The sequence below is a fragment of the Streptomyces sp. 2A115 genome, from assembly GCF_052245575.1.
Taxonomy (GTDB): domain Bacteria; phylum Actinomycetota; class Actinomycetes; order Streptomycetales; family Streptomycetaceae; genus Streptomyces.
Window position 1 is genome coordinate 1 of sequence record NZ_JBQQCG010000083.1, and the last position, 13,510, is coordinate 13,510.

Consider the following 13,510-nt stretch of genomic DNA (forward strand, 5'->3'; position numbering starts at 1 on the left):
GGTGGGAGGGCGAGCGGGGGCGGGCTACGGAAGGGTCAGAACCTCGGCCCCGCTGTCCGTGACGACCAGCGTGTGCTCGAACTGCGCGGTCCGCCTGCGGTCCTTGGTCACGACCGTCCAGCCGTCGTCCCACATGTCGTACTCGTGCGTCCCCAGCGTGAGCATCGGCTCGATCGTGAACGTCATGCCCGGCTGGATTACGGTCGTCGCGTGCGGGCTGTCGTAGTGCGGGATGATCAGCCCCGAGTGGAACGACGAGTTGATCCCGTGCCCGGTGAAGTCCCGTACGACCCCGTAGCCGAACCTCTTCGCGTACGACTCGATGACCCGCCCGATGATGTTGATCTGCCGGCCGGGCTTGACCGCTTTGATCGCACGGGTGAGGGACTCGCGGGTCCGCTCGACGAGCAGCTTGCTCTCCTCGTCCACGTTCCCGACGAGGTATGTGGCGTTGTTGTCGCCGTGTACGCCGCCGATGTACGCCGTCACGTCGAGGTTGATGATGTCGCCGTCCCGCAGGACCGTGGAGTCGGGGATGCCGTGACAGATGACCTCGTTCACGGAGGTGCACAGGGACTTCGGGAAACCGCGGTAGCCGAGCGTGGACGGGTAGGCGCCGTGGTCGCACATGTAGTCGTGGGCGACCCGGTCCAGTTCGTCCGTGGTGACGCCGGGAGCGATCAGCTTCGCGGCCTCCTCCATCGCCCGTGCGGCGATCCGGCCCGCGGTGCGCATCGCCTCGATCGTCTCGGGCGTCTGGACCTCCGGACCGGTGTACGGCGTGGGGGCGGGCTTGCCCACGTACTCGGGACGCCTGATGTTTCCCGGGACGGGACGGATGGGAGAGAGCTCCCCTGGTACGAGCAGCGACTGGCCAGACATGGCAGCGAGTCTAACCAGCGGGTGTGGGGGACGATGTCTCTGGCGAAAGGAGCCTGAGTCATGGCCCTGTTCAAGAAGCGGACGGTCGGAAAGCCGGGCGAGTGGTACTACTGCCTGCAGCACAAGAAGGTCGAGGAGGGCCCGGAGTGCCCCGCGAAGGACCGCTTCGGCCCGTACGCGTCCCGAGGCGAGGCCCAGCACGCGATGGAAATCGCCCGCGAACGCAACCTTGAGTGGGAGAACGACCCACGCTGGCACGACTCCGCTGCGCGGGGCTCGGAAGAGGACTGAACGCCGCTGAACGCCGTTCCGCGGCGAATTTCCTCCGCCCACCCGCCCCTGTCAGGGCGGGTGGGCGCCCCACAAGGGGCGCGGGGCTGTGACATATGCGGCTCCGCCGCGTGGGCGAGCTCAGCTCCCACATCCCGCAGCATAGGAACCGGCGTCCGCCCCGTAAGGGGCGCGGGGAACTGCGCGACCAGCCCCCACCCACCCGCAGACAAACAACCGCCCAACCGCCCAACCGCCCCCACCCACCCGCAGACGAACAACCGCCCAACCGCCGGCGGCAACCCGCAGACGAACAACCGCCCAACCGCCGGCGGCAACCCGTGGCCTACGAGCCGCCCGCAGCCGCCCCCTCCCGCGCCTCCTTCAACCGCACCGCATGCTCATTCGTCCGCACGTCATACGTCATGAGTTTCGGAAGGCACAACGCGAGTGCCCCCACCGCCGCCACACACAGCACACCCCCGGCCCAGATCGACGCCCGAACGTTCAGCAACGCTGCCATCCCACCGGCCCGCACCTGCCCCAGCTGCGGCCCGACCGAATACGACAGCAACTCGATCCCGGCCAGCCGCCCCCGCAGCTCGTCCGGAATCGTCTGGTTCCACATCGCCGCCCGGAAGATCCCGCTGACCATGTCGAAGCACCCGCCGAGAGTCAGGAAGAGCAGCACCAGCCAGACGTTGTGCACCGCGCCCGCGGCCACCATCGCCAAACCCCAGAACGCCGCCGCCAGCACCACCATCCGCCCGTGCCGATGAACCCGCGAGGTCCACCCACTCGTGAGGCTCACCAGCAGCGCCCCGGCGGGCAGCGCCGCGTACATCAGCCCCAGCGACCACTCGGCGTCCAACTCGTCCGCGAGGAACGGCAGCACGGCGAGTGGAAAGGCGAGGAACATGGCGGACAGATCGATGGCGTACGTACCCAGCAGTTCCTTGCGGCTCCACGCGTACCGCGCACCCTCCGCGATCGAGCGCAGCGACGGCTTCGCCGCCTCGTGCGCGGCGGGCGACGCGGCGAGGCCGACGGCGAGGACGACCGAGATCACGAAGGTGACGAGGTCCGCGGCGTAGGCCCAGCCGAGGCCCGCGTACGCCACGACGAGCCCGGCGACCGCCGGGCCCGCGACGCCGCCGACCGTCCAGCGCAGGGAGTTGAGCGCGGCCGCCGCCGGCAGGTGCTCGTGCCGGACGATGCGCGGCGTGAGCGCGTCCAGGGCCGGCCGCTGGATCGCGACGAGCGCGGAGGAGACCGCGGCGACGGCGTACAGCGGCCACACCAGCGGGTCCGGCAGCAGCGAGTTGACCAGCAGCCCGGCACAGAGCAGCCCCTGCCCCACCTCCGTCCACACGATCAACGTCCGCTTGTCCAGGGCGTCGGCGAGCGCCCCTCCGTACAGACCGAAGACGATCAGCGGTACGAGTTCCGCGGCGCCGATCGCCCCGACGGCCACCGCGGAACCGGTCAGCTCCTTCATCTGCACCGGCAGCGCGACGAAGGTCAGGAAGCTGCCGAAGTTGGTGATGAGTCCGGCCACCCACAGCCGCCGGAAGTCGGCGGAGGTCCGCCACGGGGCCAGATCGGGCAGCAGCGCGCGCAAGCGTATGAAGGAGGAGGCGGAGCCGGAGTCGGGCACGTCCTCGGAGTCGGTCACGACCGGCCATGCTGCGGTGCCGACCCCGTGAAGACAAACGCTTTTCCGGCCGACGGGGACATGACTAGGGCTTGGCGGGCCTTAGGACTTGGGGCATTGAGGGCTTGGAGACTTGAAGGCTTGAAGGCTTGAAGGCTTGAAAGCAACGCCTACCAGCGCGTCGGTGGCGGCGACGTCAACTGCTCCGCCAGCCGGGACAGCCGGTCCCGGAAGCGGCGCCGGCCGCGCGGCGCGGGCAGGGCGTTCTCTCCGGCGGCCGCGCTGACCAGGTGCTGCACGGTGTCCAGGTCGAGGTCCGGCTCGGCGGGCACCGCGAGCGCCTCGTGGGCCATCGCGTGGAGTTCCCGGTTGCCGGAGTCCAGCGCGAGGACCGTCGCTCCGGCCCGGCGCGCGTCATGGACCCGTTCCAGGAGCGGAGCCCCGGGCGCGTCCGGCGCCACCACCAGCAGCGTCTCACCTCGCCGGGCCGCCTCGATCCGGCCAAGTCCCACGGCGAGATGGGCCGGATCCGCGGGCCGCGCCCCGTGCCGTACGAGCGTCGGCGTCAGCTCGGGCGTGCCCGACCAGGCGGCCTCGTCCACCAGATGGGCGGCCAGGTGCCACGGCTCGTACTCCGCCGTGCCCACCAGCAGCAACCCGCCGCCGTGCGGCACCACGGAGGACCGCAGCGCCCCCGCGAACCGCCGCGAGGCACCCAACCACTCGGTTCCGGCGAGCACTTCGCGCAACAAGGCGACACGTACGGCGTCCATGCGCAGGCATCCTGCCGCAATCGGCCACTCGTCAGGCGGAGTTCACCATGAATTCGCCCAAGGTGGGCAGAGTGTCCGACCCGACAGGCAAGGGGAGGGCTCAATGGCGAGCAACGAGGTATCCGTGCCGTTCCAGGCGGGGCAGGAGGGTTACGCGAGTTTCCGGATCCCGGCCGTCGTCGCCACCGGCGCCGGAACCCTGCTGGCGTTCTGCGAGGGCCGGGTAGGTTCGCGCGACGACTTCGGGAACATCGACGTCGTGCTGAAGCGGTCCACGGACGGAGGGCTGACCTGGAGCCCGCTCCAGGTCGCCGCCAGGAACGGCGACCATCTGGCGGGCAATCCGGCCCCCGTCGTCCTCGACACGGGCCGCATCCTGCTCGTCCACGTCCGCAACGCGGCCCTCGCCACCGAGGACGCCATCCGCCGCGGCAAGGTGAGCGCGACCGACGGACGCCGCGTCTGGGTCCAGCACAGCGACGACGACGGGCTCACCTGGTCGAACCCGAGGGAGATCACGGGGCAGACGAAGCGGGCGGCATGGCGGTGGTACGCCACCACACCCGGCCACGCCCTCCAGTTGAGCACCGGGCGGGTCGTCGTCCCCGCCAACCACTCCCTCCCGCCGACCGGCCAGGACAACGGCACCGAGGGCAAGTACAACGGCGGGCACTGCCTGCTGAGCGACGACCGCGGCGAGACCTGGCGCATCGGATACGTCGACGACAACACCGACGGCTACATCAACGTGAACGAGACCACGGCCGCCGAACTCCCCGACGGGCGTGTCTACTTCAACACCCGCAACGACTCGCCCGCCCCCGGCACCCGCGCCGACGCCTACTCCCAGGACGGCGGCCAGACCCTGCTGAAACCCTTCCGTCCGCAGGCGGGCCTCACCGCCCCCGTCGTCGAGGGCAGCGTGCTCCAGCTCCGCGGCCCGGACGTCCTCCTCTTCTCCGGCCCCGCGGACCCCGGCTTCCGCGCCCTGATGACGATCCGCGTGAGCACCGACGGCGGCACCACCTGGCGGCCCGCGCACACCGCGGACGGGCTGCCCGCCGCGTACTCCGATCTCGTGCGCGTCGACGACGACACCGTCGGACTCCTTTACGAGACGGGCGACTTCAGCGCGTACGAGACCATCACCTTCCGCCGTCTGCCCGTGACGGACCTGACCTGAGTCCGATCGCGGGAACCACGCCGACGTAAAGTCGGCCCATGACCTCTAACGACAGTGAGCAGAAGGCCCCCGCGAAGGCTGCGGCCAAGGATCCCTGGGACCTTCCCGACGTGTCCGGGCTCGTCGTGGGCGTGCTCGGCGGCACCGGCCCGCAGGGCAAGGGCCTCGCCTACCGGCTGGCGCGGGCCGGCCAGAAGGTGATCATCGGGTCTCGGGCCGCCGAGCGCGCGCAGTCCGCCGCCGAGGAGCTCGGACACGGCGTCGAGGGCGCCGACAACGCCGAGACCGCGCGCCGCAGCGACATCGTGATCGTCGCGGTGCCGTGGGAGGGGCACGGCAAGACGCTGGAGTCGCTGCGCGAGGAGCTGGCCGGCAAGCTCGTCGTCGACTGCGTCAACCCGCTCGGTTTCGACAAGAAGGGCGCGTACGCGCTGAAGCCCGAGGAGGGCAGTGCCGCCGAGCAGGCCGCCGCCCTGCTGCCGGACTCGCGGGTGGCCGCCGCCTTCCACCACCTCTCGGCCGTGCTGCTGATGGACCCCGAGATCGCGGAGATCGACACCGATGTGATGGTGCTCGGCGAGGAGCGGGCGGACGTCGAGATCGTGCAGGCACTGGCCGGGCGCATTCCGGGCATGCGGGGCATCTTCTCCGGACGGCTGCGCAACGCCCACCAGGTCGAGGCGCTGGTGGCGAACCTGATCTCGGTGAACCGGCGGTACAAGGCCCACGCGGGTCTGCGCCTGACCGACGTGTAGGCCGTGCGGACGGACATGCCGCGGAGGTGGGGGACACTGGAGCACAGCAGTGTCCCCCCGGCACGAACCGACACGACCGGGTACGACCCGGTATGAGCCGGCACGGCCGGACAGGAATCGACAGGAGCCGCCCCCATGTCCCGACTCGCCCTCTACGCCCTCGTCGTCTGCGTGCTCGCCGTCGCCGCGGCCGTCGTCTCCTTCGCCCAGGGCAGCTGGCTGGGGATCGTATGGGTGCTGCTCGCGGGGCTGTCGTCCAACATGACCTGGTACTACCTGCGCCGGGACCGGGCGCGGCGCAGGACCGTCACTGGGTGACCGAGCAGTACTGGTTGGTCTCCGTCCAGAAGCGGTAGAGGTTCTGGCCGCAGTAGGTCCGGATCTCGTCGATGCCCAGGCTGCGCAGGAGCGCGTCGATCACGTCGAAGAACACGTTGTTCACCGACGGGATCCACAGGATGGCGATCACGAGGAGCAGCCCGAAGGGCGCGAGCGGCTCCACCTGGCGGCGGATGTTGTGCGACAGCCAGGGCTCGATCACGCCGTAGCCGTCAAGGCCCGGCACCGGCAGGAAGTTCAGCAGCGCGGCCGTGACCTGGAGCAGCGCCAGGAACGCGAGGGCGAACTGGAAGTCGGCCGGCACACCGTCCAGGGCGTCCAGCCAGAACGGGGCCGTGCAGACCACCGCGAACAGTATGTTCGTCAGCGGGCCCGCCGCCGAGATCAGGCTGTGCTTCCAGCGGCCCTGGATGCGGCTCCGCTCGATCCAGACCGCGCCGCCCGGCAGACCGATACCGCCCATGATCACGAAGATGACGGGCAGCACGATGCTCAGCAGCGCGTGCGTGTACTTCAGCGGGTTCAGGGTCAGATAGCCCTTCGCGCCGATCGAGATGTCGCCGCTGTGCAGGGCCGTGCGCGCGTGCGCGTACTCGTGCAGACAGAGCGAGACGATCCAGGCCGCCGTGACGAAGAGGAAGACGGCCACGCCGGGCTGCTCGGCGAAGCCCGTCCAGGTGGCCCATCCGGTGACCGCCGCGACTGCGACGATCCCTATGAAGACAGGGCTGATCCGCCGGTCGCTGTGCCGGGTGGTGGCGGTGGTCATGTGGTCGGGCTCCCTGGGTTCGCGCAGAGGTTCGTGCGGAGGGGTTCATCCTGATGGGCGTGCCCGACCGTACCGGGCGTATGCCGAAAACGTCTCGCGGTCGGCTGTGAGTTCCAGGAAGGTGGACCCAGGGGGTTCACCATGGACGAAGGCCGTACGCCGGAGGAGCCGGTCGGGACCGGTGTCCCCGTCACCCCCGAGATCCCGGACGCCACACCGCCGAAACCCCGCTACCGGCGCTGAGACCACCGGAGACAATGGACCCCGTGCGCTATCGCATCCTCGGCACCACCCAGGCACTCCGCACCGACGGCACCCCCGTCCCGGTCGGCGGGGCGCGGCTGCGTGCCCTGCTGACCGTGCTCGCCCTGCGGCCCGGACGGACCGTGCCCGCGGCCGTACTGGTCGACGAGGTGTGGGGCGCCGACCCGCCCGCCGACGCCACCGGCGCGCTGCAGGCCCTGGTGGGCCGGCTGCGCAGGGCGCTGGGCGCGGCCGCGATCGGCTCCGCGGAGGGCGGCTACCGGCTGCGCGCGTCGGCCGACGACATCGACCTGTACCGCTTCGAGCGGCTCGCCGGAGAGGGCACCCGCGCACTCGCCGACGACGACCCCGGCAAGGCGGCCGTCATCCTCGACGACGCCCTCGCCCTCTGGCACGGCCCCGCCCTCGCCGACCTCCCCGACCGCACCACCGAGTCGTCCCGCTGGGAGATCCGCCGCCTGGATGCCCGCCGCGCCCGCCTCACCGCCGCCCTCGCCCTCGGCCACGCCGAACAGTCCCTCCCCGATCTCGCAGCCCTCTGCGACGCCCACCCCCTGGACGAGCCCTTCCAACTCCTCCGGCTGCGCGCCCTGCGCGACGCGGGCCGCACCGCGGAGGCACTGGCCGGCTACGAGTCCGTACGACAGCTCCTGGCCGACCGTCTCGGGACAGACCCGGGGCCAGAACTGCGGGCGCTGCACGGGGAGTTGCTTCAGGGCACACCCGACCCCGTACGGGCTCCGAAGGGCGAGCGGGCCCCCGAGTCGGACCCGCGCACGCGCACCCCGCCGCCCGGCAACCTCCGCGCCCGGCTCACCTCCTTCGTCGGCCGGGACACCGACCTCGAAACCATCCGCGGGGACCTCGCGGCGGCTCGGCTCGTCACGCTGCTCGGACCCGGCGGCGCCGGGAAGACGCGGCTGTCGCAGGAGGCGGGGGAGAGCGTCGCCCCGGACGTTCCCGACGGGGTGTGGCTGGCCGAGCTCGCGCCCGTCGACGACCCGGAGGCCGTACCGGAGGCCGTACTCACCGCGGTCGGGGCGCGGGAGACCGTGCTGCGCGGGGCCGGCGCCGAGGAGATGCGGGCCGTCGCCGACCGGCACGACGACCCACTCGTCCGGCTCACCGAGCACTGTGCCAAGCGCCGCATGCTGCTCATCCTCGACAACTGCGAGCACGTCGTCGACGCGGCCGCCCACCTCGTCGAGACGCTCCTCGAACGCTGCCCCGGACTGACCGTTCTCGCCACGAGCCGCGAACCCCTCGGCGTACCGGGCGAGTTGCTGCGGCCGGTGGAACCGCTGCCCGAGCCGTATGCGCTGCGGCTGCTCGCCGACCGGGGAGCGGCCGCCCGCCCCGGCTTCCGCATCGCGGACGATCCCGAAGCCGCGGCCGAGATCTGCCGACGGCTCGACGGACTGCCGCTCGCCATCGAACTCGCCGCCGCCCGGCTGCGGATGCTCACCCCGCGGCAGATCGCCGACCGCCTCGACAACCGCTTCCGGCTCCTCACCTCCGGCAGTCGCACCGTCCTGCCGCGCCAGCAGACCCTCCGTGCCGTCGTCGACTGGTCCTGGGACCTCCTCGACGCCGACGAACGGGGCGTGCTGCGGCGGCTGTCCGTCTTCGCCGGCGGCTGCGAGCTCGCAGCCGCCGAGGCCGTCTGCGGACCCGCCGCGCTGGAGGCGCTCGGCTCGCTCGTCGACAAGTCCCTTGTCGTGGCCGCGCCTTCGGGTGAGTCCTCGGGAGAGGGGAGCGGGATGCGCTACCGGCTCCTGGAGACCGTCGCCGAGTACGCCGGACAGCGGCTCGACGAATCCGGCGAGCGCCCCGACGCCGAGCGCGCCCACCTCACGTACTACCGCGAACTCGCCCGCGTCACCGACCCCCGACTGCGCGGCCCCGACCAGCGCGCGGCCATCGAACTGCTCCAGCTCGAGGGCGAGAACATGCGTGCCGCCCTGCACCACGCCATCGCCGAACGCGACGAGCAGGAGGCGCTCTGCCTCGTCCTCTCCCTCGCCTGGTACTGGCAGATCCGCGACCTGCGCACGTCGATCCGCAACTGGGTCCGTGAGGTCATCGCCCTCGGTCCCGACCCGTTCGCACCGCACGCACCGCCCGCCGTCCCCCTGTACGAACCCTGCACCGCGACCCCGCCACCGATGCGCCCCGAGGTGCTCATCGAGGCCCGGCGCGGTGTCCACCTCCTCCATCTCGCCTGTATGGACCTGGAGTTGGAGACGTGGCAGACACCGGAGGCCGAGGCGAAGCTGCGCGCCATCACCGAGACCTACCGCCCGGGGCTCCCGCAGGTCTGCCGCAACCCGGGCTACCTCTGGTTCTTCGCCGTGATGCTGACCGGCGACATGGACCGGCTGCGCAGGGTCATCGACGCGAGCATCGAGACCTGCCGCGAGCTCGGCTACGGCTGGGAGCTGGCCGTCGGCCTGCAGATGCGCGCCAACATCCTCGCCAACCGCGCCGACTGGGCGGGCGACGCGACCCGCGACGCCGACGAGGCGCTGGAGATCTTCATCCGCGTCGAGGACGCCTGGGGCGCCGCCGAGGCACTCTCCGCACGCGGCGAGGCCCACGAACGCAAGGGCGAGTACGAACTCGCGGCGGCGGACTACGAGTTGGCCATCACGCACGCCGAACGCCTGGGCGCCCGCGCCCAGATGGCCGTACTCGGCGCCCGCCTCGGCAGCGTGCTCGTCGACTCCGGCGAGACCGAGCGCGGCGAGCGGATGCTGCGCGACGTCCTGGAACAGGGCCACGGCACGCTCAACGAGGGGATGCCCGCGGCCCGGCTCTTCCTCGCGATGTGGCTCGGCCGCAGCGGTCGGGTAGCGGAAGCACGCGAGCAGATGGTCCGGCTGCGCACCGACTTCGGAGCCGTCCGGTTCGTGGTCTTCGACGGGTTCGTCCTCGGGGTGGAGGCCTGGCTGGACACGCTGGACGGCCGGTACGAGGAAGCCGTGGCGAAGGTACGGGGCGCCTTGGCTCGGGCGGACGACTCGCTCTCGCTGATGATCGCGCCGCACATGCGCTCCGGCCATCTGGCCACCGCCGCCATCGCGCTGTCCGGCATCGACGGCGGCCGACATGCCCGGGACGCCGCCCGCTGCCTCGGCGTCGCCGACCACCTGCTGCCGGTCGGCCACGTCCCGGCCGTGGTGGAGCGCGAGGTGCGGGCACGCGCCGAGACCGCGGTGCGCGCCGTCATCGACGACGAGGCGTACGAGGCCGCTTACGCGGAGGGCGGTGGCCTCTCCTTCCGGGAGGCCACCGCCCTGGTCTGACGACGCGGATCGCTGTATCGGGTAAGCGGATCGCTTTGTCGGGTAATGCGAGTGAACGTCAGCTCTTGGTGCGGTACTTGTGGATCGCGATCGGGGCCATCACCACGGTGATGACGACCGACCAGATCAGGGTGATCGTGACGTCGTGGGCGACCGACTGGCCGCCGTTCATCAGACCACGGGCCGAGTCCGCGAGGGACGACAGCGGGTTGTAGTCGGTGAAGGCCTGCAGCCAGCCCGGCATGGTGGACGGCGGCGAGAAGATCGAGGAACCGAACTGCAGAGGCATCAGCACGAACCCCATTCCCTGGATGGCTTGGGCGTTCTTCATCACCACGCCCATGGTCAGAAAGATCCACATGATGGAGGAGCCGAAGACAACGGACAGGCCGATGGCGGCGAGGAGGCCCGGGACGCTCGCCACGGACAGGCCGAGCATGAAGCCGACCGCGAGCAGGATCGCCGTGGCGACCAGCAGGCGGCCGATCTCGACCGCGATCTTGGCGATCAGGACCGAGGCACGGGAGATCGGCAGGGACCGGAAGCGGTCCATCACGCCCGTCTGGAAGTCCTGGTTGAAACCGGTGCCCACGCCCATGGCGATGTTCATGCCCATCATCGCCATGAGCCCCGGAACGACGTAGTTGACGTACACGTCCTGGTTGCCCTGGCCGGCGATCGCGCCGCCGAAGACGAACACGAACAGCAGGCAGAACACGATCGGCATCAGGACCACGTCGAACATCGACTCCGGGTCCTGGCGGATCCACAGCACGTTGCGGCGGACCAGGGCGCTGATGTGACGCAGGTGGGCGCGGAGACCGACGCGGGGGTCGTCCGAGAGCTGGGCCGGGGCGTCGATGACGGCGGTCGTCACGCGGAGACCTCCTCGTAGGCGTGTGCGGGCTGGGTGTCGTCCAGCGGGTCGGTGGCCCGGTGGCCGGTGAGGGACAGGAACACCTCGTCCAGGCTGGGGAGTTCGGTGCCGAGGTCGGCGAGCGTGATGCCGCGGGCGGTGACCGCGCCGACCACCGCGGTCAGCTGCTCGTCGCTGAGGATCGGCACGACGACCGTGCCGGTCTCGATGTCCACGGTGGCGCTGCCCGGTCCGGTGAGCCCGAAATCGTCGAGGGCCGCCGCCGTGGGTCGCAGCTCCAGGGGGTCGGCCGGGCGGATGCGCAGGACGCGGCCGCCGACCTTCGCCTTCAGCTCGTCGATGCCGCCGTTCGCGATGACCTTGCCGCGGTCGATGACCGTGAGCTCGTTCGCGAGCTGCTCGGCCTCCTCCATGTACTGGGTGGTGAGCAGGACGGTGACGCCGTCGCCGACCATGCGCTTGACCTCCGTCCACACCTCCATGCGGGTGCGCGGGTCCAGGCCGGTCGTCGGCTCGTCCAGGTAGAGGACGTCCGGGCTGCCGATCATGGACGCGGCGAGGTCCAGGCGGCGGCGCATGCCGCCGGAGTACGTGCTCGCGGGGCGCTTGGCCGCGTCCGTCAGCGAGAAGCGCTCCAGGAGTTCGCCGGCGCGGGCGCGGGCGTCCTTGCGGGGCAGGTCGAGGAGCCGGCCGATCAGATAGAGGTTCTCCGGGCCGGAGAGCTTCTCGTCCACGGAGGCGTACTGGCCGGTGAGCCCTATGACCCGCCGGAGCTGACGGGGCTGGCGTATGACGTCGTAGCCGGCGACCGTCGCCCGGCCGGCGTCCGGGATGAGGAGGGTGGACAGGATGCGTACGAGGGTGGTCTTGCCGGCGCCGTTCGGTCCGAGGACGCCGCGGACGGTGCCTTCGCGTACGTCCAGGTCCACGCCGTCCAGTGCCTTGGTCTCGCCGTAGTGCTTGACCAGCCCCCGTACCGTGACGGCGTCGCGGTCGCCGGCACCTTCTTGTCGGGGCTTCTTGTCGATTCGCGTCATGCCGACAAAGATGCCAGCCCCCACCGACAAACCACCTACAGCTTGCCGACAGGGTTCGATATGTCGCCGACAGTCGTTTTCTCGCCCCCGCCGCCCCTACCCGTCCCATCCCCTGGGGCTCCGCCCCAGACCCCTTCGGGGGCCCGGCCCCCGAACCCCCCTCCTCAAACGCCGGAGAGGCTGAATCACCCAGCCCGTCCGGCGTTTGAGGACGAGGCCGTCCAGGCCGAAAGCGGGGGTCTGGGGGCGGCAGCCCCAGGGATGGGACGGGTAGGGGCGGCGGGGGCGAAAACCCCGGGCCCAGCCCGCGCCGCAAAGAGGCAGCCCGCCGACGGGGGAAGATCGGCGGGCTGCCTGGTGCCACAGTGGACTGGTGGGGCCGGAAAAATTAGTGGACGGAATGCTCCTCCAGAGGGAACGTTCCGCCGACGACATCGTCCGCGAAGGCCTTCGCCGCGTCGCCCATGACCTGACGCAGATCGGCGTACTGCTTCACGAACCGCGGCATCTTGCCCCCCGTCAGCCCGAGCATGTCCGTCCAGACGAGAACCTGCGCGTCCGTGTCGGGCCCGGCACCGATCCCGACGGTCGGAATGTGCAGCACCCGCGTGACCTCGGCGGCGAGCTCGGCCGGCACCAGCTCCAGCACGACCGCGAACGCCCCCGCGTCCTGGACGGCCTTCGCGTCCCGGAGAAGCTGCTGGGCGGCTTCCTCGCCGCGCCCCTGGACGCGATAACCCATGGAGTTCACGGACTGGGGAGTCAGGCCGATGTGCGCCATGACGGGGATCCCGGACTCCACGAGGAGCTCGATCTGACGGTGCGAGCGCTCACCGCCCTCCAGCTTCACCGCACCGACCCCGGCCTCCTTGACCAGCCGAGTGGCCGAGCGCAGCGCCTGCACCGGCCCCTCCTGGTACGACCCGAAGGGCAGGTCACCGACGATCAGGGCGCGGCTCGTGCCCCGTACGACCGCCGCCGACAGCATGGTCATCTCGTCGAGCGTGACGGGCACGGTGGTCTCGTAACCGAGGTGGCAGTTCCCCGCCGAGTCACCGACGAGCATCACCGGAATCCCGGCCTCGTCGAAGACGGACGCGGTCATCGCGTCGTACGCGGTGAGCATCGGCCACTTCTCGCCGCGCTCCTTGGCGGTGCTGATGTCGCGGACGGTGATACGACGTGTGCCCTTGCCCCCGTACAGCGCCCTACTGCTGCTGTCGGTGGTCTGGGCAGCCGAAAGCTGCGTCATTGCAACGGCTCCTTCTGTCATCTCGAGGCGCCCTCACGGCGTCCCCGGATCACCTCCATGGTGGCACCTCGTGCCAGGAAACGGCTAGAGGGGCCACCCCTGCCCTCTTCTCTGCCTCCCCCTGCGTAAGGTCTCGGTAAAGGATTTTAT

General features: G+C 70.9%; 12 protein-coding genes. 5 read left to right on the forward strand and 7 right to left on the reverse strand.

The features are described 5' to 3' along the window. Nucleotides 1-24 precede the first annotated feature (24 nt). Nucleotides 25-882, reverse strand: coding sequence for a type I methionyl aminopeptidase (gene map / locus ACTWQR_RS44320; protein WP_443232974.1), 858 nt, complete (start codon nucleotides 880-882; stop codon nucleotides 25-27). A gap of 60 nt (nucleotides 883-942) precedes the next feature. Between map and ACTWQR_RS44325 the strand changes: the two genes are divergently transcribed. After that, nucleotides 943-1,173 carry a hypothetical protein gene (locus ACTWQR_RS44325; protein ID WP_443232975.1) on the forward strand — a complete coding sequence of 77 codons (231 nt, stop codon included), beginning with the start codon at nucleotides 943-945 and terminating at the stop codon, nucleotides 1,171-1,173. A 325-nt stretch (nucleotides 1,174-1,498) separates the two neighbouring features. Here the strand turns inward: ACTWQR_RS44325 and ACTWQR_RS44330 are convergent, their stop codons facing one another. Beyond that, nucleotides 1,499-2,827: an MFS transporter gene (locus tag ACTWQR_RS44330; protein WP_443232976.1), complete on the reverse strand. Its 1,329-nt coding sequence runs from the start codon at nucleotides 2,825-2,827 to the stop codon at nucleotides 1,499-1,501. Nucleotides 2,828-2,976: 149 nt separating this feature from the next. Next, a complete protein-coding gene (locus ACTWQR_RS44335; RefSeq protein WP_443232977.1) occupies nucleotides 2,977-3,579 on the reverse strand; it encodes a hypothetical protein in 603 nt (200 codons plus the stop codon). A 103-nt stretch (nucleotides 3,580-3,682) separates the two neighbouring features. Between ACTWQR_RS44335 and ACTWQR_RS44340 the strand changes: the two genes are divergently transcribed. The 3 genes from ACTWQR_RS44340 (at nucleotide 3,683) to ACTWQR_RS44350 (ending at nucleotide 5,835) form a co-directional block, all read left to right on the forward strand. Next, nucleotides 3,683-4,762: a sialidase family protein gene (locus ACTWQR_RS44340; RefSeq protein WP_443232978.1), complete on the forward strand. Its 1,080-nt coding sequence runs from the start codon at nucleotides 3,683-3,685 to the stop codon at nucleotides 4,760-4,762. Nucleotides 4,763-4,800: 38 nt separating this feature from the next. Continuing rightward, nucleotides 4,801-5,517 carry an NADPH-dependent F420 reductase gene (gene npdG, locus ACTWQR_RS44345; RefSeq protein WP_443232979.1) on the forward strand — a complete coding sequence of 239 codons (717 nt, stop codon included), beginning with the start codon at nucleotides 4,801-4,803 and terminating at the stop codon, nucleotides 5,515-5,517. A gap of 135 nt (nucleotides 5,518-5,652) precedes the next feature. Then, nucleotides 5,653-5,835, forward strand: coding sequence for a hypothetical protein (locus ACTWQR_RS44350; protein WP_443232980.1), 183 nt, complete (start codon nucleotides 5,653-5,655; stop codon nucleotides 5,833-5,835). Here the strand turns inward: ACTWQR_RS44350 and ACTWQR_RS44355 are convergent. Further along, nucleotides 5,825-6,625, reverse strand: coding sequence for a site-2 protease family protein (locus tag ACTWQR_RS44355; RefSeq protein ID WP_443232981.1), 801 nt, complete (start codon nucleotides 6,623-6,625; stop codon nucleotides 5,825-5,827). The genes ACTWQR_RS44350 and ACTWQR_RS44355 overlap by 11 nt on opposite strands. 257 nt (nucleotides 6,626-6,882) lie before the next feature. Between ACTWQR_RS44355 and ACTWQR_RS44360 the strand changes: the two genes are divergently transcribed. Next, the gene (locus ACTWQR_RS44360; RefSeq protein WP_443232982.1) at nucleotides 6,883-10,194 is read left to right on the forward strand and encodes a BTAD domain-containing putative transcriptional regulator; all 3,312 of its coding nucleotides are present in this window, start codon (nucleotides 6,883-6,885) and stop codon (nucleotides 10,192-10,194) included. A gap of 58 nt (nucleotides 10,195-10,252) precedes the next feature. Here ACTWQR_RS44360 and ACTWQR_RS44365 read toward each other — a convergent pair whose 3' ends face one another. The 3 genes from ACTWQR_RS44365 to panB all read right to left on the reverse strand — a co-directional run bounded on the left by ACTWQR_RS44365 (nucleotide 10,253) and on the right by panB (nucleotide 13,360). Then, entirely contained in the window at nucleotides 10,253-11,071 is an 819-nt protein-coding gene (locus ACTWQR_RS44365) for an ABC transporter permease (protein WP_443232983.1), read from the reverse strand. Beyond that, nucleotides 11,068-12,108, reverse strand: coding sequence for an ATP-binding cassette domain-containing protein (locus tag ACTWQR_RS44370; RefSeq protein ID WP_443232984.1), 1,041 nt, complete (start codon nucleotides 12,106-12,108; stop codon nucleotides 11,068-11,070). The genes ACTWQR_RS44365 and ACTWQR_RS44370 overlap by 4 nt, the downstream gene beginning before the upstream one ends. A gap of 388 nt (nucleotides 12,109-12,496) precedes the next feature. After that, nucleotides 12,497-13,360, reverse strand: coding sequence for a 3-methyl-2-oxobutanoate hydroxymethyltransferase (panB, locus tag ACTWQR_RS44375; RefSeq protein ID WP_443232985.1), 864 nt, complete (start codon nucleotides 13,358-13,360; stop codon nucleotides 12,497-12,499). Between the last annotated feature and the right edge of the window lie 150 nt (nucleotides 13,361-13,510).